We start from the raw sequence: 22,722 nt of genomic DNA on the forward strand, positions 1-22,722 counted from the left end.
CATTCCTGCCTGGGGCTGTCATCCCGGCCTACAGCGTCGCGGCCAGCCGCGTTCCTTGCGCGATCGCCCGCTTGGCGTCCAGTTCCGCCGCCACGTCGGCGCCACCGATGACATGCACGCTCGGATGGCCGGCAGCGATCAGCGCGTCGACCAGGCCTCGGTTAGGTTCCTGGCCGGCGCAGACCACCACGTTGTCCACTGGCAGCACCTGCGTTTTGCCCTCTACGCTGATGTGCAGCCCCTGCTCGTCGAAGCGTTCGTAGCTGACTCCACCCAACATCGCTACCTGCTTGTTCTTCAGCGTAGCCCGATGCACCCAGCCGGTGGTTTTGTTGAGGCGCGCGCCGGGGCGCCCTGACGTGCGTTGCAGCAGCCAGATCTGCCGAGCCGCCGGCTCCGGTTGCGCAGCAATCAGGCCGCCGGGATGTTCGAGCTGCCTGTCCACTCCCCATTCGCGCGTCCAGCGCGTAACGTCGGTAGCGGGCGAGGGGGCCTGTTCGACCAGGAACTCGGCCACATCAAAGCCGATGCCGCCCGCCCCGATGATCGCCACGCGCTGGCCGACCGGATGGTTGCGTGCAAGCACATCCAGGTAACTCAGCACACGGGGATCGTCGCTACCCGGAAAACTCACGCGGCGCGGCGTGATGCCGGTGGCGATGATGATGTCGTCGTAGTTCTGCGCCTTGAGCGCAGCGGCGTCCGCGATCTGCCCCAATTGCACGCGCACGCCGACATCGGCCAGGCGATGCGTGAAATAGCGCAGCGTCTCGTGGAATTCTTCCTTGCCTGGAATGCGTTTGGCGTAATTGAACTGGCCACCGACTTCACCGGCGCCATCGATCAGCGTGACGTCATGGCCGCGTTCGGCCAGCGTGGCGGCGCAAGCCATGCCTGCGGGGCCTGCACCCACCACGGCGATCCGCTTGTGCGTGTTGCTTGGCGTGATGCGCAATTCCGTTTCATGGCAGGCGCGAGGATTCACCATGCAAGTGGCGCGCTGATTCAAGAACACGTGATCCAGGCAGGCCTGGTTGCACGCGATGCAAGTGTTGATGCGTTCGCTGCGGCCGGTTTTTGCCTTGACTGGCCACTCAGGATCGGCGAGCAGTGGCCGTGCCATCGACACCATGTCGGCCTCGCCGCCGGCCAGGATCCGTTCGGCCACGTCCGGCATGTTGATGCGATTGGTGGTAACCAGAGGAATCGATACTTCCCCTTTGAGCTTCTTCGTCACCCAGCTGAAGCCCGCGCGCGGCACGCTGGTGACGATGGTGGGCACGCGTGCTTCGTGCCAGCCGATGCCGGTGTTGATGAGGCTGGCACCGGCCGCCTCGATGCCCTTGGCCAACGTGACGATGTCAGCCCAAGGCTGCCCGCCTTCCACCAGGTCGAGCATGGAGAGGCGGTAGATGATGATGAAATCCCGGCCGACGGCGGCGCGCATGCGCTCGACGATTTCGAGCGCAAAGCGCATGCGTCTTGCGGCATCACCGCCCCATGCGTCTTGGCGCTGGTTGGTGCGCGCGGCGATGAATTGATTGATCAGGTAGCCTTCTGAGCCCATCACCTCCACGCCGTCATAGCCGGCTTCGCGGGCAAGCTGGGCGCAGCGGACGAAATCCCGGATGGTGCGTTCAACGCCGCGCGTGCTCAGCTCGCGTGGTTTGAACGGCGTGATCGGCGACTGGATGCGCGAGGGCGCCACCGACAGCGGGTGATAGCCATAACGCCCGGCGTGCAGGATCTGCATGCAGATGCGCCCGCCTTCGGCGTGTACGGCCTGGGTGATCTTGCGATGCCGTGGTTTGTGCCAGGGCAGGGTCAGGCGCCCGCCGAAGGGCTTGAGCCAGCCTTCGATACTGGGAGCGATGCCGCCGGTGACCATCAAGCCCACGCCGCCACGGGCGCGTTCGCCGAAATACGCCGCCAGCTTGTCGAAATCCGCTGCTTTGTCCTCCAGTCCGGTGTGCATCGAGCCCATCAGGATGCGGTTGGGCAGGGTGACAGACCCTAAGTCGAGTGGGGCAAACAGATGCGGGTAGTTCATGCGGCGACCATCGTTCAAACGATCGTATGAATGTGCCGTCTATTCGTGTGAGGCGCAAGTGGTCCCGCAGGGGCAGGGGGCTGGCTCAGACCAGCAATTGTCGTACCAATTCCACGTATCGCTGCATGGCTTCGCCCTGCGGCATGCCCTTCAGGCGTCCCCATGCCTCCTGCTTGGCAGTGCCGATGAAGTCGAAGAAGCTCGTCGGCTGACAGTCGTGCACGTCACCTTCCAGCGCTTGTTTGTAGAGCGCGTAGAGCGAGAGCAGAGTGTCGTTATCGGGTCGTTGTCTCAGTTGCCGGGCCTCGTCTGCGGCCTGGTGGAACTGGCTGTCGAGCTCATTGATGGGAGCCGGCTGGAAGTCGGATACGGTCGATGAGGAACTGGTAAGCATGCGCCTGGCACCCCTGGAAACGCGATAAACTAAGCACTTCCCGTGCCATCAGGTCCGTCCATGCCAACACGCCAGTCCGTGCCCGTACTCACCATCGACGGACCCTCCGGATCTGGCAAAGGCACAATAAGCCGGCTGGTGGCCGAACACCTGGGCTGGCGCCTGCTGGATTCCGGAGCATTGTACAGGGCGGTGGGCTACGCTGCGGGCATGGCCGGACTGGACTTGTCCGATGCCGAGGCCGTCACCCGCTGCGCGCAAACCACCAGGATCCAGTTTCGTGCGGCGACCCATGATGGCGAAACGCGCGTAATCGTCAATGGCCACGATGCCACCGACGAGCTGCGCACCGAGACGGCCGGCGCCGCCGCTTCGGCCATTGCCTCGATTCCGACCGTGCGCCAGGCGCTGGTCGACCTGCAGCTGGGCTTCCGCAAGGCGCCCGGCCTGGTGGCCGACGGGAGGGACATGGGCACGGTGATCTTCCCCGATGCGGCGTACAAAGTATTCCTGACCGCCAGCGCCGCCGAAAGGGCGAAAAGACGTTATAAGCAGTTGAAGGAAAAGGGGCTGAGCGTTACACTTGCTTCCCTCCAGAGCGAAATTGAGGCGCGTGACGCCCGCGATGCATCGCGAGCCGTGGCGCCGCTCAAACCCGCCCGCGATGCGGTGCTGGTGGATACCACCGGCATGGGGATCGAGGATGTGGTCGCTGAAGTTTTGGCCGTCGTGAATCCGTAGAGGGTTGCGGCGGTATTGGCGCTTCATGTCGCGGCATGAAGTTTTGGGTCAACGGTGCGAGGGAGCGATCCCGAACACCCACAACCGGTGGGCCTGTCCATCTGCGCAAATATCCGACGGCGCGCAGTGGGTCGAGGGCCTTTTCTTATTTTGGAATCAACATGACTGAAAGTTTTGCCGAGCTGTTTGAACAGAGCCAACAGGCCATTTCTAAGCTGAAGCCGGGCGCCATCGTCACCGGCATTGTGGTCGAGATCCGCAATGACGTTGTCGTGATCAACGCCGGCCTGAAGAGCGAAGGCATCGTTCCGATCGAGCAGTTCAAGACCGAGAACGGCGAGTTGGAAGTACGCGTTGGCGACGAGGTGAAGGTAGCCCTCGACGCACTGGAAGACGGCTTCGGCGAGACCAAGCTCTCCCGCGAGAAGGCCAAGCGTTCCATGGTGTGGGACGACCTTGAGCAGGCCTTCGACAAGGAAGAGACCATCACCGGCAAGATCTCCGGCAAGGTCAAGGGCGGCTTCACCGTCGACATCAAGGATGTCCGCGCATTCCTGCCGGGCTCGCTGGTCGACGTGCGTCCGGTACGCGATCCGGTGTACCTGGAAGGCAAGGATCTCGAATTCAAGATCATCAAGCTGGACCGCAAGCGCAACAATGTGGTGGTCAGCCGCCGCGCCGTCGTCGAGACCGAGTTCTCCGAAGAGCGCGAGAAGCTGCTGGAACGCCTGACCGAAGGCGCGGTGGTGAAGGGCACGGTCAAGAACCTCACCGACTACGGCGCGTTCGTGGACCTGGGCGGCATCGACGGCCTGCTGCACATCACCGATATGGCGTGGAAGCGTGTGCGCCATCCGTCCGAAGTGGTCAACGTCGGCGACGAGCTGGACGTGCGCGTGCTGAAGTACGATCGCGAGCGCAACCGCGTGTCCCTGGGTCTGAAGCAACTGGGCGATGATCCGTGGGTGGCTATCTCGCGTCGCTACCCGGTCGGCAGCCGTTTGTTCGGCAAGGTCTCCAACGTCACCGATTACGGCTGCTTCGTCGAGATCGAGCCGGGCGTGGAAGGCCTGGTGCACGTGTCCGAAATGGACTGGACCAACAAGAACGTCAATCCGGCCAAGGTGGTGCAGGTCGGCGACGAGACCGAAGTGATGGTGCTGGACGTGGATGAAGAGCGTCGCCGCATCTCGCTGGGCATCAAGCAGACTCGCTCGAACCCGTGGGAAGCTTTCGCCGCCACGCACAAGAAGAACGACAAGGTGTCCGGCCAGATCAAGTCGATCACCGATTTCGGCATCTTCATCGGCCTGGACGGCGGCATCGACGGCCTCGTGCACCTGTCCGACATCTCCTGGCAGGCATCCGGCGAAGACCTCGTGCGCAACTTCAAGAAGGGCGACGAGATCGAAGCGGTGGTGCTGGCCGTGGATCCGGAGCGCGAGCGCATCTCGCTCGGCATCAAGCAGATGGAGCAGGATCCGTTCGGCCACTTCATGGCCGTCCATCCGCGTGGCGCGATCGTCAACGGTACGGTGAAGGAAGTGGACGCCAAGGGTGCGGTGGTGGACCTGGGCGACGGCGTCGAGGGTTATATCCGCGCCAACGATATCGCCAAGGAGCGCATCGACGATGCCACCCAGCATCTGAAGGTGGGTGACAAGGTGGAAGCGAAGTTCACCGGCATGGACCGCAAGGGCCGCCAGCTTTCGCTGTCGATCCGCGCCAAGGATGAGGAAGAGCTGCAAGACGCCATGGCCGAATACTCGTCCGCGTCGGGTGGCACGACCAAGCTTGGTGCGCTGCTCAAGGAGCAGCTCAACAAGGCTGACTGATAGAGTGCCTAGGTCGGGGCGGCGTTGCGCCGCCCCGATTCGTTCCACGTCACGGACATTGGGGACCCATGACCAAATCCGAGCTGATTGAGGCGCTGGCCAGGCGTCAGACCCACCTTGCGTTCAGCGATGTCGAGCTGGCGGTCAAGAATGTCATCGAGCAAATGAGCCAAGCCCTGGCCCATGGCGAGCGCATCGAAATTCGCGGCTTTGGCAGTTTCGCCTTGCACTATAGGCCCCCGCGCATGGGGCGCAATCCGAAGACGGGTGAATCGGTGGCCCTGCCCGGCAAGCACGTTCCGCACTTCAAGCCCGGCAAGGAGTTGCGTGAGCGCGTCAACCTGCGGCTGGAGCAGCAGCTCGGCTAAGGCCCTCTTCGACACAAGCTTGTTCCGACAGGCAGGCGGCTTCGGGCCGATCCTGCCTTTTTCTTTTTGCGGGTATCGTAGATGGCGCCGTAGGCTGGGTTGTCAAACCCAGCATTGCCATGCGTGCAACCTGCGCGATGCTGGGTTTGACAACCCAGCCTACATCAGCCGACCCAGTCTCGAATCCGGCAGTCTGCCTGAATTGCGCCTTCACATTCCCCTGTGAGCTGTTCAGTCAATCGGGTAAAGTCGCACGATGCGATTGATCGTCATGCTGCTATTGCTAGTGTTCGTGGCCGGGGGAGTGGTCCTTGGGGCGCTCAATGCGGACCTGGTCGGCTACGACCTTGCCTTTGCGCGCGTCCAGGTCCCCAAAGGGGCCGCCTTGCTGGCCACTTTGGCACTGGGCTGGATACTCGGTGGCCTGACGGCATGGCTGGGCGTTACCACGCGGCATCGCCGCGAACGACGAAGCACAGCGAAAGCTCAGGGCGCCAAGGCAAGCAAAGCACCATGAGCGTCTTTTATTCGCTGCTGGCACTGCTCATACCGGCAGCCTTCCTAAGTGGCTGGTGGACGGCGCGGCGTGCCGGGGTACGCCGTTCGGGTGCCCAGGTCAGCGAGCTGTCCTCCGACTATTTCCGTGGCCTGAACTACCTGCTGAATGAAGAGCAGGACAAGGCGATCGAGGTGTTCCTCAAGCTCGCCGAATACAACCGCGACACCGTGGAAACGCACTTAGCGTTAGGCAACCTGTTCAGGCGCCGCGGTGAAGTGGACCGAGCCATCCGTCTGCATCAGCACCTGGTCTCCCGTCCCGGCCTGTCGGAAGGGATGAAGACCGTGGCTTTGCTGGAACTGGGCGAAGACTACATGCGCGCCGGCCTGCTCGACCGCGCCGAAGCGCTGTTCTCCGATCTGGTCGCCATGAACGCGCATGCGCCTTCGGCCCTGCGTCATCTGATCGCGATCTATCAGCACGAGCGCGACTGGCACAAGGCCATCGAACACGCACGCCGACTGGAAACGATGACCGGCGAGGAAGAGGCCACCACCATCGCGCAGTTCTATTGCGAGCTGGCCGAGCAATCCCGCCAACACGGCGCCCGCGCCGAAGCAAGGGAATATCTGCAGCAGGCTTTCGCTTCCCAGTCCAACTGCGTGCGCGCGTTCATGCTGACCGGACGCCTGCATGCGGAGGAAGGGCAACACGCGGAGGCAGTGGAGGCGTACGAGCGCGCAGTCGAAGCGGATATCGCGTTCGTACCGGAAATCCTTCCGCCCTTGCTCGACAGCTATGCCCGCTCTGCCCAGATGGAACGGGCGGAGCGCTTTCTGCGCGACATGCTGGGGCGCTATCACGGCATCTCGCCGGTGCTCGCGCTGACGCACCTGTACCAACAGCGCGATGGTGAAAAGCCGGCGATTGAATTCCTTACCTCGCAATTGCGGCAACGCCCCTCCGTGCGCGGACTGATGGCCTTGATCGATGCGACCATGGACAAGATCGAAGGCGAAGCGCGGGAAAACTTCCTGATCTTGCGCGACCTCACGCGCAAGCTGCTCGAAGGCCAGGCCATGTATCGCTGCAGCCATTGCGGGTTCGGCACCAAGGCACATCACTGGCAGTGTCCCAGCTGCAAAGGCTGGAGCACGATCCGGCCGATCCACGGCGTGGCCAATGAGTGACGCGCTCGTGGCTGGCCTTGCCCCGATCGCGCTTGCTGTGGTGTTTGCTTTCCTGATCGCTCTGGGCGTGGTGCGGGCGGCCATTGCCTATGCGTATCGCCGCGGCATGTTCGACCAGCCGGGGCAGCGGCGTTCGCACAAGATTGCGACTGCGCGCGGGGGTGGCATCGGCATTGTCGTGGCCGTGCTGCTGATGATGCCGATATGCCTGCTGCAGCAGGCTTCGCCGTGGCCGCTTCACCTCGTCGTCATGTTGCTGCTCGCTACGGCGATGATTGCGTGCATCGGCTGGTGGGACGATCACAGTTCCTTGCCGGTGCTTCCACGCCTTGGCGTGCAATTATTGGCTGTCGTGCTGTTTTTGCTGGGGCTGATCAGTGGGCCGCTGAGCTGGCTCTGGTTGCCGCTATGGGTGCTTGGCGGTGCGTGGAGCGTCAATTTGCATAATTTCATGGATGGGATCGACGGCCTGTTGGCGCAGCAGGGCATCTTCGTAGCCGGCGGACTTGCGGTGCTCGCGGGCTATATCGGCCAGCCTGTGCTGGCGGGTACGGCCGGCTGTGTGGCCGCAGCCTGCCTGGGCTTTTGGTGCTACAACCGCTCGCCGGCCCGCATTTTCATGGGGGACGTGGGCAGTGCAGCCGTTGGCCTGCTGCTGTTTGCACTGACGGCGATGCTGTGGCGCCTGCGCTGGCCTCTGGTGTGGCCGGCCCTGATCCTCAGTTCAGCTTTCATCACGGATGCCAGCCTTACCCTGCTCACTCGTATGCTCACAGGCAGGCGCTGGTACGCTGCGCACCGCGAACATCTGTATCAATGGATAGTGCGCAGGGGTTATACGCATAGGGCAAGCGCTGGCTGGTATTTGGGCTGGAATCTGGTGATAGCGGCACCGCTGGCTGTGTGGGCGGCGCTGCAACCAGGGATGGGGCTGCCGGCATGCATCGTCACTTATTCGATGGCGGCTGCCGTCTGGGTTCATGCCAAGCGCCGTTTGATCAGGCGAAATCGATACAGGATTCGTCATGTCCTTACGTAAATGGGTTGGCACAGTTCATCCGCGCGCGGCAGTGGTCCTGCACGACCTGCTGGTTACCGCGCTTGCCTGGTGGGTGGCGAAGGAGCTGCGCTACGCGCTCGATCCGAAGCTGATCATCACCTTCGAACCTTACGAATTTCCGATCGTGCTGATGGTGCAGGGCCTGATCTATGCATGGACCGGCTTGTACAAAGGCGTGTGGCGCTTCGCCAGCCTGCCGGACCTGTGGAATATCCTGCGCGCGGCCATAGTGGGCACCGTGGCAATCGGCGTTTCTCTGTTCCTGTATGGACGTCTGGATGGCGTGCCGCGCTCGGTGTTGCTGCTGTATCCCTTCGTGTTGGCCTTGTTCCTCGGTACGCCGCGCCTGGCCTACCGCTTCTGGAAAGACAGCCGCATCGATCTTTTCATGAGTGCCAAGACGCAGCGCGTGCTGATCGTCGGAGCGGACAGCGCCGGCGAAGCGCTGGCACGCGATCTGCATCGCGATAGCCGTTACATGGTGGTCGGTTTCGTGGACGACCGCCGTTCGCTGCGCGGTGCGCGTATCAACGGCAAGCCGGTGCTGGGTTCGTTGGAGCAATTGCCTGAAGTGGCCAAGGAGTCGGCCGTGCAAATGTTGCTGATCGCCTTGCCGGGCGCCGGCGCACGGCAGATGCGGCAGGTGGTGGAACTGTGCGATCGCACAGGCCTGCCGTACCGTACGGTGCCCAAGCTAGAGGACGTCGTCGCCGGCCGCGCACAGTTCAACCAGATCAAGGAAGTGTCGATCGAAGACCTGCTCGGCCGCGATGCCGTCGAGCTGGACTGGACGAAAATTCGTGAAACGCTGACCGGCCGCCGCGTGCTGGTCACGGGCGGCGGCGGCTCGATCGGCTCGGAATTGTGCCGGCAAGTTGCGCGGCTCGGTGTGCAGGCGCTGACGATCGTCGAATCCTGCGAATACAACCTGTATCAGATTTCGCAGGAATTGCGTGCCGCCTATCCGGAGCTGCTGCTCAACAGCATGCTCACCGATTGCGGCGACCCCATTGCCATGCGGCGCCTGTTTGCCGAATCGAAACCGCAGGTGGTGTTTCACGCGGCCGCCTATAAACATGTGCCCATGTTGCAGGGACAGCTGCGCACCGCGGTGCGCAACAACGTGCTAGCGACGCGTGCAGTGGCTGATTTGTCGAGCGAAATGGGCGTGGAATGCTTCGTGCTGATTTCCACCGACAAGGCTGTCAATCCCACCAGCGTGATGGGCGCGTGCAAGCGCATCGCGGAAATCTGGTGCCAGAACCTCAATGCTCATTCGAAGACGCACTTCATCACCGTGCGATTCGGCAACGTGCTGGACTCAGCCGGTTCCGTAGTACCGCTGTTTCGCCAGCAGATCCAGTCCGGCGGTCCCGTAACCGTCACGCACCCTGAAATCTCGCGCTACTTCATGACCATTCCGGAAGCCACGCAGCTGATCCTGCAGGCGGCGGCCATCGGGCAGGGTGGTGAAATCTTCGCGCTGGACATGGGCGAGCCGGTGAAGATCCGCGACCTCGCCGAGCAGATGATCCGGCTGGCCGGCAAGAAGCCCGGCACGGAAGTATCCATCGTCTACACCGGCCTGCGCTCCGGCGAGAAATTGTTCGAGGAACTGTTTCATCCGCTGGAAAACTACAGCGCGACGACACACAACAAGATATTCCTTGCACAGCACCGGCCAGTATCGTGGGAGCTGCTGCAGGCGCAGATGGTCAAGGCCGCCGAAGCCGTCCGCAGCTTCAATGAGGACGAGCTGCGCCAGTGTGTATCCAGTCTGCTTCCATCATTCAGTTGGAGCGACGCTGCCCCATCCGGCAACGTGATTCCGTTACGCCGCAACGACATCGGAGAGAAGTGAGTGAGTAAGCCATTGCGCAAGGTGGTGTTTCCGGTAGCCGGTCTAGGCACGCGTTTTCTTCCGGCCACCAAGGTGGTTGCCAAGGAAATGCTGCCGGTGCTGGACCGACCCCTGATCCAGTACGCCGTCGACGAAGCCGTCGATGCAGGGGCCGATACGCTGGTATTTGTCACCAATCGCTACAAGCACGCCATCGCCGACTACTTCGACAAGGCTTACGAGCTGGAAGCCAAGCTGCTGGAGAAGGGCAAGGATGACCTGCTCGCCCTGGTGCAGGGCACGCTTCCCCGTCATGTGCGCGCGATCTTCGTGACCCAGCCCGAAGCCCTGGGGTTAGGCCATGCGGTGCTGTGTGCCAAGCCGGTAGTGGGCGATGAGCCATTCGGCGTGGTCCTGCCGGACGACCTGATCTGGAACCGGGGCAAGGGCGCCCTGCGCCAGATGGCGGAACTGGCCGAGGCCGAACAAGCGGGCGTCATCGCGGTCGAGGAAGTGCCGCATGACCAGACCGACAAGTACGGAATTGTCGATGCCGAAGCGGTGGATGAGCGCAGCGCACGCATCCGCTATATGGTCGAAAAGCCCAAGCCGGCGGAGGCACCCTCCAATCTGGCCGTCGTCGGTCGCTACGTGTTGCCGGGCCGCATCTTCTCGTTGCTGGAACAGACCAAGCCCGGCGCAGGCGGTGAAATCCAGCTCACTGACGCCATCGAAACTTTGCTGACCGAGCAGGGCAAGGTACTGGCCTATCGCTTCGAAGGCACTCGCTTCGACTGCGGCAACAAGGCCGGCCTGGTGCGGGCCACCATGCATATGGCGATGCAGGATCCGAACCTGGCGAAGGTGGTGCGCGAAGTCGCCAAGGCGTATTGATTGGTTCGACGTAAGAAGCGCCTCGCTTCGCCTCCCTGTGTAGGTTGGGGTGCAAACCCCAACATGATCATCTCCACACTGTGCGGTGTTGGGACTTGCACTCCAACCTACACAAAGCGGGGCGCGCATACCTTGCGGCGACGGGTACATAGGCCTGGGTCAGTTGAGAAGCATTGAAACGATGATTACCTCCGATTCGGGGGCGTATGACCGCCATAGTGCTTTGCCATAACGGTCGGTGGCGCGACCCTTCAAGTTCAAATCCTGGATTAAAGCAGTGCTTCGATCAGTCGTGATGGAGCCAAAGTGTTGGGAGTAAAGAAAGCTCCAGTCTCCCCTCTTGTCATCGGTGTCCCGCTGGCCGTTGAACTCCGCATATTTACTGGAAAGTTGATAGCAGCATTCGCCATTGTTATTTACAAAGGCTTTATCTGATGGGATGCCCGATGATCCAGCTGTTTCTCCACCGCCCAGCCAATCAGGAATGGCATTGAATATGCCAACTGAAAGATTGTTCTGAGTGGCGAAGTTCATTGTCTCCGACAACAGCCCATTCTCCTGTTTCAAATCGATCTCAGGAGCCAGAAAGTATCCGGACGATGAATTTTTCCAGCTCTCCAACGACAGTAGCGGAGAGGAATGTATGTCATTGAGCGCTTTTTCCATATTTGTCGTGTATATGGGTATCACCTTCGGTGCATGAGTGACGCCATTTTTCTTCATGTCGCTCGCATAATCTGCGCCGTTTGGATAGACGGTGGCGTTAATTTTTAGCACCGTAATATCCGCGGCGCTTATGGGCGGCATGGTCGTTTCGTGAGAATAGTCGCGGCGGTCGGCATCAACGAGTTTGGCCAGGGCTATGACGGCCTCTTTGGTTTTGACGTCCCAGACAAGGGCGGTGGACATGCGATGTCTGTAGTAATAGTCATACACATCCTTGATCAAGGGGGCGGACCAGGCTCCTATGGTTTGCATCGTCCGAGAATTTTTGAGCCTCAATTGTCTAAAGTCGGACAAGGACGTATTGCTGGCAAGTGGATTGTATCCAGTATTTTTGTAGGGATCGAATAGCGGCTGCCCTTTAAGATCGCCAATATCCGTCGTGCCGCCGAGGTTGAAGTCGTGCATGACGACGGGCGTGCCATCTGCTAGCGTTTTGACATCCAATTCAACGGCTTCAATGCACGCTTCGTCGGCTTTCTGCAGTGCGATTGGGCTGTTTTCAGGCGCGATCACAGTCGTGCCTGTGTCTGCTCGCCACAGCCCTCGGTGGGCGATGACAACGGGATTGATGCCATGCTCATCCGGTGTCGCCATGGCCTCAATAACACGGCGCGGGTCGTAACATCCAGCATGTGCGATGATAGATTGCATTGATGAAAATAGGCATGCCACTGCCAATGCCAGTCCCAGACTTTTGTGTTTCATATGATGAGATCTTGTAGTCGCGTCGATAAGAAATAAATATATGAGCAAGGTATCGCGCATCGCAGATGCGCTCGCAAGACTTTTGGAGGTGACCGGGTCGGTCTGTTTTTTCGGGTCGTATTCAATGATGTGCTCTACGATAGCAAAGATGCGTCCACTTGATAGGAGATCAGGTGGTCATGATTTATTGCATTTTTTTGCACGCGTCGTTACGAGTGCGTCCAACTCGTTCGAGTCACTCGTTGAACAGCATATGGAGTCAGTGGGCTTGCGAGCCCGCGCGAAATGGTTTTTTGTAACGTATTGATCCTGGCTTGAACAAGATTTCTGCTCTGTTCGTCAGGTCATCAAAAACGCGCCCGCCCCGATGGTCAAAACACCAATGGCTCGCGCCACAAGTTTGCCTGCCGGTGCAAAGCGTTCTGCGATGATGGCTGACGTGACGAGCGCCATCGCGCGCAAATCCATCACTCCTATCACCAGCTGAATCGCCGTCAGATTGGCGCAGCTCAGGCAGCAATGCAGTCCCAGGCACATGCCTTGCCGCCACGCCGCACCTGGTTGCCCCGGCAAGGTGCGAGTATGCCTCAATGCGTCCCGGCAACGAGTGAGCTGGCGCGCTTTCCACGGCGTGAACTGGGTGGCGCCCGCCAGCAAGACCATTACGCCGACCATCAGCGGAACACTGCGTGCCAACGCCGGGGATTGCATCTCCGCGGCGGCCAACGCAGCACCCAATGGAAACACGAGCATGCCGAACACGCTCCATGCGAAGAAATAGCCGGTGCCCACCAGCACGGTCAGCATGTCCAAATGCATTCCATCAGTCGCGCTTACGGCCTGGCGATAGCGTCGTAGCGTGGGCACCAGGGATGGCAGCATCATCGCGACCATCATCACCTCCCACATGACCAGGAACGATGCCGCGGTGCCGCTCCAGCTGTGCCCGGGCATCCGCATCCATATCATCGACAGGGTCCAGCCGCCTGGCATAGGCATGACATCCATGCCGGACATGGGCGCGCCCCCGACGACCGTCAGCGTTGCGCTGAGCGTGAAGAGCAAGGCCGAGGCGGCGAAGAAGGCGCGTTCGGAGGCGGGTACGGCGATCATGGGCTACTCGAAGCGGCAGGTCTCATGCGATAGACGAAGCGGGCGCCACGATTTCGACACTCAGCGTGGCTTTGCTTACCGCTTGCTGTACTCGTCGTGGCGGCGCCACCAGACGTTTGTTTCGTTGCGCCCCTTGGGCGCGCGGTCCAGCCACTGGAACATGCCCCACAAGCCGTCCAGGCCACGCGCGTAGGTGGAATAGCTGTGATAGACAACGCCGTCTTCGAGCACGAACGCGCTCATGCCCGGCCTTTCGCGCACGAAGGCCAGTGCATCGGTTCCGGTCGCGGCTGCGTGTTCGACAACGACCTGCGGAAACTGGGTCGTCGCGTCCATCGCCTGGCCGCCTTGCTCATAGTTGTATTCGTAGGTCCCCTCACGTTGTTGTTGTTCGGTGATGGAGACGGTGAAATCGAAGTTGAAGTCGCCGCCGTGAGAAGATGCCCATGGAAAGGTCCAGCCCAGGCGCCGCTTGTACGCCTGCAGCTTCGCCAGCGGTGCGCGCGATACCGCCCACAGCATCACGTCGTGGTTGGCCAGATGCTCGGCGAAGCCATTGAAGCCGTCGGCGATCGCCGAGCAGGATGGACAGCCTGCAGCGAAATCCGGTCCGAACATGAAGTGATAGACGAGCAGTTGCGAGCGCCCGCGGAACAGGTCGGCCAGCGAAGCACCGCCTTCGTCGGTATCGAAGCGATAGCCCTTGTTGATCGGCACCCACGGCAGCTCTTGCCGTTGCCGTGCCAGCTCGTCGCTGCGATGAGTAAGCTCCTTTTCCGCCTTGAGCAGCTCGATCCGTGCTGCCAGCCATTGTTCGCGTGTTCCGATCATGTGCGTGGTCATGCTATTTACTCCGCTCGTCGAAGGTTCTGTACCTGCTGCATTCGCCTCGGCCTGGTGGTGCGAGGCCGTGGGATATAGTTAGCGCGAGGCTCCGAACGGGTGGGAGTGACAAATGTGGCGCGATGGCGATGGATTCACTGATCACGGCTGCGGCGCGCGCGCTCGCCACGGGTGACCCCCTCGGCGCCCTGAAGCGGGTCGCGCTGCGCGAGGATGCGCCCAGCCTTGCGCTGCGGGGCATCGCCATGGCGCAGCTCGGCGACTTTGCCCGAGCGAAGTTGCTGTTGCGCAGGGCGGCGCGTGGGTTCGGGTCCAGGGAGGCGGTGGCCCGGGCGAGGTGCATCGTGGCCGAAGCCGAAATCGCGCTCGTATCACGCGACCTGGGTTGGCCGGTGAAGGCGCTCGAAGCCGCGCGTGCAACGCTCGACTCGCATGGCGATCGCATCAATGCCGCGCATGCGCGCAATATCGAAGTCCGGCGCCTGCTACTGCTCGGTCGCCTTGACGATGCCGAACGCATGCTTGCCGACCTGGACCCAACGCCGTTTCCTCCCGCGTCCAGAGCCGCCCACGAGCTGGTCGTAGCAGGCATAGCGATCCGGCGCTTGCAGACGAAACGTGCGCGGGCCGCGCTTCAGGTGGCCGGACAGGCTGCACGCGCGGCGCGTATCCCGGCACTGATGGCGGAGGTCGAAAGCGCATCACGCGTGTTGGAGATGCCGGCCGGTCGTGTGATCGCACGGGGCGAAGAGCACCTACTGCGGCTGGATGAGGTCGAAACGTTGCTGGCATCGCCCACGTTCGTCGTGGATGCATGCCGTCATGTTGTGCATGGTGCAGATGCGGTCGTTTCGCTTGCCACACGCCCCATCCTGTTCGCGTTGATGCGCCATCTAGGGGAGGCTTGGCCTGGGGACGTGCCGCGTAGCACGCTCATCGCAGATGCCTTTCGTATCAGGCACGCCGATGAGACGCATCGCGCACGATTGCGGGTCGAAGTCGGGCGCCTGCGCGCCATATTGCGGCCGTTGGCGGACATAAGCGCGACGGAACTAGGCTTTGCGCTGCTGCCGCACGCCGCATGCGAAGTTGTCGTGCTGGCTCCGCCAGTTGAGGACCGGCATGCCGCAGTACTCGCCTTGCTCGCCGACGGCGAGTCCTGGTCCAGCTCGGCTTTGTCGATGGCCCTGGGCGCGAGCCCCCGCACGGTCCAGCGAGCGCTCGAATCGCTTGCTGCGGATGGCAAGGTACAGTCGTTCGGCCGCGGGCCCGCGCGTCGCTGGATGACCCCGCCGGTGCCGGACTTCCCGTCGATATTGTTACTCCCAGGCCCGCTGCCCATTGACTAGGATGATTCACTCATTGACCAGGATGAAGCCATGAAACGTTCCGCAGCCAAGATTCTCCGCGAGTACGGCCCCTTTCCTGGTATCGACAAGGTGGCTGGCGTGACGTATGACGGCCACCAGGTCTGGTTCGCATCCGGCGAAAAACTCAATGCCCTCGATCCGGACAGCGGCAAGCTGTTGCGGTCGGTCGATGTCGCCGCCCATGCCGGCACGGCCTTCGATGGCCAATACCTGTTCCAGATCGCCGAGGACCGTATCCACAAGATCGATCCGCAGAGCGGCCGCGTGCTGGCCACCATCCCGGCGCCCGGCGGCGGTGGCGACTCGGGGTTGGCCTGGGCCGAAGGCTCGCTTTGGGTCGGAGAGTACCGGGAACGGAAGATCCACCGCATCGATCCTCAAACCGGAGCCATACTCAGCACCATCGAGTTCAACCGCTTCGTCACCGGCGTCAGCTGGGTCGACGGCGAGCTGTGGCATGCCACCTGGGAAGGTGACGACAGCGATGTGCGCCGCGTCGATCCGCAGACGGGAGAAGTGCTGGAGCGGCTCGAAATGCCGGCCGGCATGGGCGTGTCAGGCTTGGAATCCGATGGCGGCGAGCGGTTTTTCTGCGGCGGCGGCAACACCGGCAAGCTGCGGGCGATCTTGCGGCCCAAGCACGAGTAGTCGAATACCGGCTGGCGTACTCGCCATTGCCGTCATTCCCCGCGAAGGCGGGAGTCCATTTTCAAGGATGCGTCATCCTCACTGCCGTCATTCCCGCTTGCGCGGGAACGATGGCTCCAGTGCTATTGCACTGTCATGCTCTTACCGGATCGTGCCAGAATCGTGTCCGCGAGCTGCCATATCCAAGCGGCAGCCTGGGCATGGGGAATCTCGTGCCGACGCAAGTCTTATGCCTTCTGCATAAGGCTCCCCTTACGATGAAGAGCGCCTGGCCGGCAAGCGGCCGGGTCAACTAACGGATTGAACACAGGGCGCATTATGGATTTGCTGCGGTTTCTGCTTCTGATTCCAGTACGGCTGCTGGGCGCTGTCTTGATGGCGCTGGGGTGGCTGCTCGGCCCGCTGGTCGGCCAGGTGAACTGGTCGGCGCCGGCCTGGATGGACACCGTACGCAGGCGCCCCCTGCATTCGCTGGGCGTTTTTGCCGCGGTTGCGCTGGTCGCTGGCGGCGGCTGGTTCGGCTGGCACTGGTACAAGAATCGGCCGCGTCCGAAGGAACCGGAGCGCATCACCTGGACGGTTCATGCACCGAACATCACCGACTACAGCCGGATGGAGATCCATCCGCTGGACATCGATTTCTCCGCTTCCGCCGCACCCATCGAGCTGGTCGGCAATCCGGTCCCCGCCGGCATCGCCATGCAGCCGGAAGTGAATGGCCGATGGAGCTGGATTGGCGACAAGACGCTGCGCTTCACGCCGGCTGCGGACTGGCCGGTGGGGCAGCATTACACCGTGCGCTTCGACATCCCCAAAGTGTTTGCCCATCACGTGCTGATGGCCGACGATCATTTTGAATTCGAGACAAAACCGTTCAAAGTCACGCTGGGGAAAGGCGAGTTCTATCAGGATCCGCAGGATCCCGCGGCCAAGAAAACCATCATCCGGGTTGATTTCAATTACCCGGTCGACACCGCCCAATTTGAAAAGCGTATTGCGCTGAGTTTGCAAGGTCGTGGCGATCTCAAGGCGACGCCGCTGAAATTCAGTGTGACCTACGACGCGACCAAACTCAGTGCCTGGATTCATTCACAACCATTGGATCTGCCGCGCGATGATGGCGCGGTATTGTTGACGCTCGACAGCGGCGCACGCAGCTCACGCGGCGGCTATCCTTCCGACGACAAGCTCAATACCAGTGTGCGCGTGCCGGGCCTGTACAGCCTTACCGTGGACGACATCAGTCCCACCCTGGTCGATAACGACAAGTACGAACCCGAGCAGGTGATGGTGATCAACGTCAGCGGTGCCGTGCGTGATAGCCAGCTGACCAAGCTGGTGCATGCCTGGGTGCTGCCGGACAACAAGCCGCGTGCCGCCAAACAAGACGGCGACGAAGACAGCCAGGACGAAGACAATCCCGCACAAGGCACCTATCCGTGGAGCGTCGAGCAAGTCGGTGAAGACGTTCTGCGCCAGTCCAAACCTTTGGCGCTGGAAGTGGTGCCGACGGAAAACGACTATCAAGAACTGCAAAGCTTCAAATTTCATGCGGACCCGGGCCAGCACGTATACGTGCGCGTCGAGACCGGCCTGAAGTCATTCGGCGGCTATGTACTGGGCAAGCCGGCCACAGCGGTGGTCACCGTGCCCGACTATCCGAAGTTGTTGCGCTTCATGGGCGACGGTTCGCTGCTTTCGCTCAGCGGCAGCAAGCGCGTTTCCGTGGTATCGCGCAACTTGGTGGGCATGCGATTGCAAGTCGGTCGCGTGCTGCCGGACCAGTTGCAGCATCTGGTCAGCCTCAATCAAGGCGACTACAAGCATCCGCAATTGCCCTACAGCTTCACGGAAGACCACATTGTCGATCGCTTTGAGCTAACGCGCGCCTTCCCCACCAACGATCCCCTGCACGCGCACTACGAAGGGGTGGATTTGGGGCAATACCTGCAATCGGGCAAACGCGGCGTCTTCCTGCTGCACCTGTCCGACTTCGATCCGGCCCAGGCCAAGAAGCAGGCCGAGCAGGCCGCCAAGGCCAAGGCGCGCGCGAAGCAGGGCATTGCACCGCCGCCCGCGGGAGCACAACCGGACGCCGACGCCGACGTCAGCACCACGCCTTCCAGCGATGCGTCAGTCAATGCTGATTCGAGCGCGACGGAGGAAGGGGGGAATGGCGAAAGCGAAGACTCCTCCAGCCCCACCCAGGATTATCGCCTGATCGTCGTCACCGACCTCGGCATGCTGGTGAAGCGTTCGCTGGACGGCAGCCAGGACGTGTTCGTGCAATCGATCCACAGCGGTCAGCCGGTAGCAGGCGCCACGGTGTCGGTGTTGGCGGTCAACGGTCAAACACTGTTTACGCAAGACACTAGCGCCGAGGGCGTTGTGCACTTCCCGACCTTCAAGGGTCTGGAGCGTGAAAAAAGTCCCGCCATGTTTGTAGTGAAGAAGGGCGAAGACCTGTCGTTCCTGCCGATTGGCGGCAGCGACCGGCAACTGGACTATTCGCGCTTCGACATCGGCGGCGAAGCCAGCGCCGTCAATCCCGGCACGCTGTCCGCCTATCTGTTCTCCGATCGGGGCATTTACCGTCCTGGCGACGACATCCATATCGGCCTGATCGTCAGGGCCGCCAGTTGGATACGCAATGTCGCGGGCATTCCGCTACAGGCTGAAGTGGTCGATCCGCGCGGTGTCACGGTGAAGCAGATGCCGCTGCAAATGGACGATTCGGGCTTCGGCGAACTGGCTTATACGCCGGGGGAGACCGCGCCGACCGGTACCTGGACGGTGAACCTGTACATCGTGCGCGATGGCAAGGCCGACACGCAGATCGGCAGCACCACCGTGCAAGTGAAGGAATTCCAGCCCGACCGCATGAAGGTCACCGCCAAGCTGTCCAGCCAGGTCGTGGAGGGCTGGGTGAAGCCCGACGGCCTGAAGGCGCTGGTCGATGCGCAGAACCTGTTCGGTACGCCGGCGGCAGATCGCCGCGTGGAAGCCTCGCTCACGCTGCGTCCTGCAGGGTCATCGTTCCGCAGCTGGCCCGACTACCACTTCTACGATCTCCACTATGCCAAGCAAGGTTTTGAGGAAAACCTGCAGGACGGCCAGACAGACGACAAAGGCCATGCCGAGTTCGACCTGGATCTGAACAAGTACGCCAATGCGACCTATCAGCTGTACTTCGTGGCCAAAGTGCACGAACCCGAAGGTGGACGCAATGTTGCTGCCGCGACGCAATCGCTGGTTTCGAGCAATGATTGGCTGGTCGGGTATCGAAGCGCCGACAGCCTGAGCTACATCAGTCGCAACGCGGTGCGCAAAGTGCATCTGGTGGCGATCGACCCGCAAGCGAAGTCGATCAAACTGGATGGCCTCAAGGCCGAGTTGATCGAACGGCGCTATGTGTCCGTGCTGACCAAGCAAGGCTCGGGCGTCTACCGATACCAATCCAAGCTCAAGGAAATATCGGTCCACGCGCAGGCGCTGAATATTCCGGCCGGTGGTGTCGATGTCGCGCTGGATACCGACAAGCCTGGCGACTACGACTTGGTCATCCGGCGCAGCGGCGATGGCGTGGAAGTGAACCGGGTGAGCTATTCCGTGTCCGGCGATGCCAACCTGTCGCGCTCGCTGGATCGCAACGCCGAGCTCCAGCTCACCCTGGACAAGGCCGACTACAAACCCGGCGATACCGTCGACATTTCCATTCGTGCGCCTTATGTGGGCAGTGGCCTGATCACCATCGAGCGCGACAAGGTGTACGCGCATGCGTGGTTCCATGCCGATACCACCAGTTCAGTGCAACGGATCACGTTGCCGAAGGATTTCGAAGGCAACGGCTACATCAACGTGCAGTTCATCCGCGACCCCTCGTCGGACGAAATCTTCATGAGTCCGCTGAGCTATGGGGTGGTGCCGTTCTCGGTGGACCTGGACGCGCGCCGAGATGCGCTCAAGGTCGATTCGCCCGACCTGGTGAAGCCGGGTGAAACGGTCACCTTCAAGCTGCATGCGGAGCATCCGGCCAAGGCCGTGGTGTTCGCGGTGGACGAAGGCATTCTGCAGGTCGCGCGCTATAAGCTCGGCGATCCGCTGAAGTACTTCTTCCGCAAGAGGATGCTCGAAGTACAGACTTCGCAGATCCTCGATCTGATCCTGCCGGACTTTGAAAAGCTGATGGCCCTGTCCGCCGCGCCGGGCGGCGATGCCGATGCGGCGATCGGCCGCCAGCTCAACCCGTTCAAGCGCAAGCGCGACAAGCCGGTGGTGTTCTGGTCGGGTATCGTCGATGTGGATGGCGACAAGGACTTCACCTATACCGTGCCCGATTACTTCAACGGCAAGCTGCGCGTGATGGCGGTGGCGGTATCGCCGGATCGCATTGGCACTTATGAAGGCGCAACGACGGTGCGTGGCGACTTCGTGCTCTCGCCGAATGTGCCGACCACGCTTGCGCCGGGCGATGAAGTAGAGGTGAGCGTGGGTGTTGCCAACAACCTTACCGGCCTCGGCGGCAAGCAGGTACCGGTGGCGGTGAGACTTCAGACCGGCGCGCAATTGCAGGTGGTGGGCGTGGCGACGCAGAACATCAGCCTGGCGGAAATGCGCGAGGGTGTGGTGAAGTTCCGCGTCAAGGCCACCGACAAGCTTGGCTCCGGACATCTGGCGTTCACCGCGGCCTATGCCGGGAAATCCGCACATCAAGGCGTTGACGTATCGATACGCCCGGCTGCGGCCTATCGTACCCAGGTTGATGTTGGCCAGGTATTCAGCCAAAGCCAGGCGGATTTGACGCCCGTGCGGCAGATGTTCGACGCCTATGCTGCACGCGACGCAGCCATCTCGCCGCTGCCGATAGTGCTGGCGCAAGGTGTTACCAGCTATCTGGTCAACTACCAGCATTATTGCAGCGAGCAGGTGGTGAGCATGGCGATGCCGCGCCTGATTGTGAGCAAATGGCCGCAAGTGCCGGTGTTCGCGCGTGCCCTGCAGCCGGCCTTCGGCGGCGAAGAGGCGAAGGAGATCAGCAATCAGCAAGCGTTGGCCAAGCTGGTGGATGTGCTGCATGCGCGCCAGAACAGCGAAGGCGGCTTTGGCCTGTGGTCGGCGACACCCGACTCCGAACCTTTCGTTTCGGCTTATGCGATGAACTTGCTGCTCGAAGCACGCGATCGCGGTGCTTCGGTGCCGCAAGACATGATCGACGCCGGCAACAAGTACCTGCAGCAGCTTGCCGCCAACGATGGCATGGATTCTATGGACAAGTTGCGCCAACGTGCCTATGCAGCCTACCTGCTGACTCGCCAAGGCAACGTCACCACCAATGCGTTGGCAGCCATCCAGAAGCGTTTGCAAGAGGCCTATCCCAAGGAATGGAAGAGTGACCTGGCCGCGGCATGGCTGGCCGCGTCGTACAAGTTGCTCAAGCAGGAGGACGAGGCCAATCGCCTAATGGCCGGACCGGAGCAGGTATTGAAGCGTCCCAAGGACGATGTCACCTATGACTACACTTACTACTACGACCCACTGGTACGCGATGCGAGCGTGCTGTACCTGCTCGCCAAGCATTTTCCCGAGCGTGCGAAAGCCTTGCCGGCGCGCGTGTTCGAGAACATAGCCTGGCCATTGGCGCACGACCGCTACAACACGCTTTCTTCGGCCATGACAGTGCTGGCCTTGGACAGCTATGCCAGCCAGACGGGCAAGGAGCTGGACAAGCTGGGCATCCAGGAGGTGCATGCCGACGGTAGCGTGAAATCCATCGCCAGCCTCCAGGGCGATTTGCTGCAGGCGGGGAGCTGGGATGCGGCTGCCACCAAGCTGCGCTTCCTCAATCAAAGCAGCCTGCCGGCTTGGCGTGTTGCCAGCCAAAGCGGCTACGATCGCGTACAGCCGGACAAAGCGATCGCCAACGGTATCGAGATCCTGCGCGACTACACCGATAAGCAAGGCAAGCGTCTGGACACGGCAACCTTGGGCGAAGAGATCGACGTGCACGTGAAGATACGTGCGATCGGTCATGACGCCGTCGGCGACGTCGCCATCGTGGACTTGCTGCCCGGCGGCTTCGAGCCGGTCATCGAACCCCCTCCGGCCGTGGACGGGGCTACCGGAAGCGACGGCAACGCGGACAGCAATACCAGCGCGCCGCAGGCGTGGCGCTCGCCGATCGGATTGGACTCCTCGACCTGGCGGCCCGAGTATGCGGATATTCGCGAGGATCGCGTGGTGATTTATGGCCAAGCGACGCCGGACGTTCGCGAGTTCGTGTACCGCATCCGTGCGACGAACGCGGGTACCTTCGCAGTGCCGCCTGCCTATGCCGAGTCAATGTATGAGCGTACGTTACAGGCGCGTTCGGCCGGTGGGGCGTCGTTGAAAGTGGTGGACAAGCCTTGAGCGTGCCGAATGACAGAAGGGGGGTGTAAGCCCCAACA

Annotated in this window: 16 protein-coding genes; 11 read left to right on the plus strand and 5 right to left on the minus strand. The window is 61.6% G+C overall.

Annotation, left to right across the window (positions count from 1 at the left end; translation table 11 throughout):
• Positions 1 to 28: 28 nt before the first annotated feature.
• Positions 29 to 2,050, minus strand: a complete 2,022-nt coding sequence (locus EKH80_RS18300; RefSeq protein WP_126686237.1) for an NADPH-dependent 2,4-dienoyl-CoA reductase — start codon at positions 2,048 to 2,050, stop codon at positions 29 to 31.
• An 85-nt stretch (positions 2,051 to 2,135) separates the two neighbouring features.
• Entirely contained in the window at positions 2,136 to 2,444 is a 309-nt protein-coding gene (locus tag EKH80_RS18305) for an acyl-CoA-binding protein (protein WP_425481162.1), read from the minus strand.
• Positions 2,445 to 2,504: 60 nt separating this feature from the next.
• Here EKH80_RS18305 and cmk point away from each other — a divergent pair, with 60 nt between their 5' ends.
• The 8 genes from cmk (at position 2,505) to galU (ending at position 10,871) form a co-directional block, all read left to right on the plus strand.
• Positions 2,505 to 3,185 (plus strand): (d)CMP kinase, encoded by a 681-nt coding sequence (cmk, locus tag EKH80_RS18310; protein ID WP_126686238.1) that lies wholly within the window; start codon positions 2,505 to 2,507, stop codon positions 3,183 to 3,185.
• A 161-nt stretch (positions 3,186 to 3,346) separates the two neighbouring features.
• Positions 3,347 to 5,020 (plus strand): 30S ribosomal protein S1, encoded by a 1,674-nt coding sequence (rpsA, locus tag EKH80_RS18315; RefSeq protein ID WP_126686239.1) that lies wholly within the window; start codon positions 3,347 to 3,349, stop codon positions 5,018 to 5,020.
• Entirely contained in the window at positions 5,020 to 5,388 is a 369-nt protein-coding gene (locus EKH80_RS18320; RefSeq protein ID WP_268991920.1) for an integration host factor subunit beta, read from the plus strand. The genes rpsA and EKH80_RS18320 overlap by 1 nt, the downstream gene beginning before the upstream one ends.
• A gap of 256 nt (positions 5,389 to 5,644) precedes the next feature.
• Positions 5,645 to 5,905, plus strand: coding sequence for a DUF1049 domain-containing protein (locus EKH80_RS18325; RefSeq protein ID WP_126686241.1), 261 nt, complete (start codon positions 5,645 to 5,647; stop codon positions 5,903 to 5,905).
• On the plus strand, positions 5,902 to 7,077 hold the full coding sequence (gene lapB, locus EKH80_RS18330) for a lipopolysaccharide assembly protein LapB (RefSeq protein WP_126686242.1): 1,176 nt from the start codon (positions 5,902 to 5,904) through the stop codon (positions 7,075 to 7,077). The genes EKH80_RS18325 and lapB overlap by 4 nt, the downstream gene beginning before the upstream one ends.
• Positions 7,070 to 8,116 carry a glycosyltransferase family 4 protein gene (locus EKH80_RS18335; protein ID WP_126686243.1) on the plus strand — a complete coding sequence of 349 codons (1,047 nt, stop codon included), beginning with the start codon at positions 7,070 to 7,072 and terminating at the stop codon, positions 8,114 to 8,116. Before lapB ends, EKH80_RS18335 begins: the two co-directional genes overlap by 8 nt.
• On the plus strand, positions 8,103 to 9,998 hold the full coding sequence (locus EKH80_RS18340; RefSeq protein ID WP_126686244.1) for a polysaccharide biosynthesis protein: 1,896 nt from the start codon (positions 8,103 to 8,105) through the stop codon (positions 9,996 to 9,998). The genes EKH80_RS18335 and EKH80_RS18340 overlap by 14 nt, the downstream gene beginning before the upstream one ends.
• Positions 9,999 to 10,871: a UTP--glucose-1-phosphate uridylyltransferase GalU gene (galU, locus tag EKH80_RS18345; RefSeq protein WP_126686245.1), complete on the plus strand. Its 873-nt coding sequence runs from the start codon at positions 9,999 to 10,001 to the stop codon at positions 10,869 to 10,871.
• Between the two features lie 159 nt (positions 10,872 to 11,030).
• Here the strand turns inward: galU and EKH80_RS18350 are convergent, their stop codons facing one another.
• From EKH80_RS18350 to EKH80_RS18360, 3 genes are all read right to left on the minus strand, one after another.
• On the minus strand, positions 11,031 to 12,302 hold the full coding sequence (locus EKH80_RS18350) for a glycerophosphodiester phosphodiesterase family protein (RefSeq protein ID WP_158628877.1): 1,272 nt from the start codon (positions 12,300 to 12,302) through the stop codon (positions 11,031 to 11,033).
• A 339-nt stretch (positions 12,303 to 12,641) separates the two neighbouring features.
• Positions 12,642 to 13,415: a DUF2182 domain-containing protein gene (locus tag EKH80_RS18355; protein ID WP_126686247.1), complete on the minus strand. Its 774-nt coding sequence runs from the start codon at positions 13,413 to 13,415 to the stop codon at positions 12,642 to 12,644.
• A 75-nt stretch (positions 13,416 to 13,490) separates the two neighbouring features.
• Positions 13,491 to 14,258: a DUF899 domain-containing protein gene (locus tag EKH80_RS18360; protein WP_126686248.1), complete on the minus strand. Its 768-nt coding sequence runs from the start codon at positions 14,256 to 14,258 to the stop codon at positions 13,491 to 13,493.
• A 128-nt stretch (positions 14,259 to 14,386) separates the two neighbouring features.
• On the opposite strand from EKH80_RS18360, the gene EKH80_RS18365 reads away from it, so the two are divergent.
• From EKH80_RS18365 to EKH80_RS18375, 3 genes are all read left to right on the plus strand, one after another.
• Positions 14,387 to 15,607 (plus strand): helix-turn-helix domain-containing protein, encoded by a 1,221-nt coding sequence (locus EKH80_RS18365; RefSeq protein WP_126686249.1) that lies wholly within the window; start codon positions 14,387 to 14,389, stop codon positions 15,605 to 15,607.
• 30 nt (positions 15,608 to 15,637) lie between these two features.
• Entirely contained in the window at positions 15,638 to 16,276 is a 639-nt protein-coding gene (locus EKH80_RS18370) for a Vgb family protein (protein ID WP_126686250.1), read from the plus strand.
• A 375-nt stretch (positions 16,277 to 16,651) separates the two neighbouring features.
• On the plus strand, positions 16,652 to 22,684 hold the full coding sequence (locus EKH80_RS18375) for an alpha-2-macroglobulin family protein (protein WP_230473796.1): 6,033 nt from the start codon (positions 16,652 to 16,654) through the stop codon (positions 22,682 to 22,684).
• The last annotated feature ends 38 nt before the right edge of the window (positions 22,685 to 22,722 follow it).

Origin of the sequence: Dyella choica (genome assembly GCF_003977665.1) — a bacterium.
In the GTDB taxonomy this organism is placed as follows: domain Bacteria; phylum Pseudomonadota; class Gammaproteobacteria; order Xanthomonadales; family Rhodanobacteraceae; genus Dyella_B; species Dyella_B choica.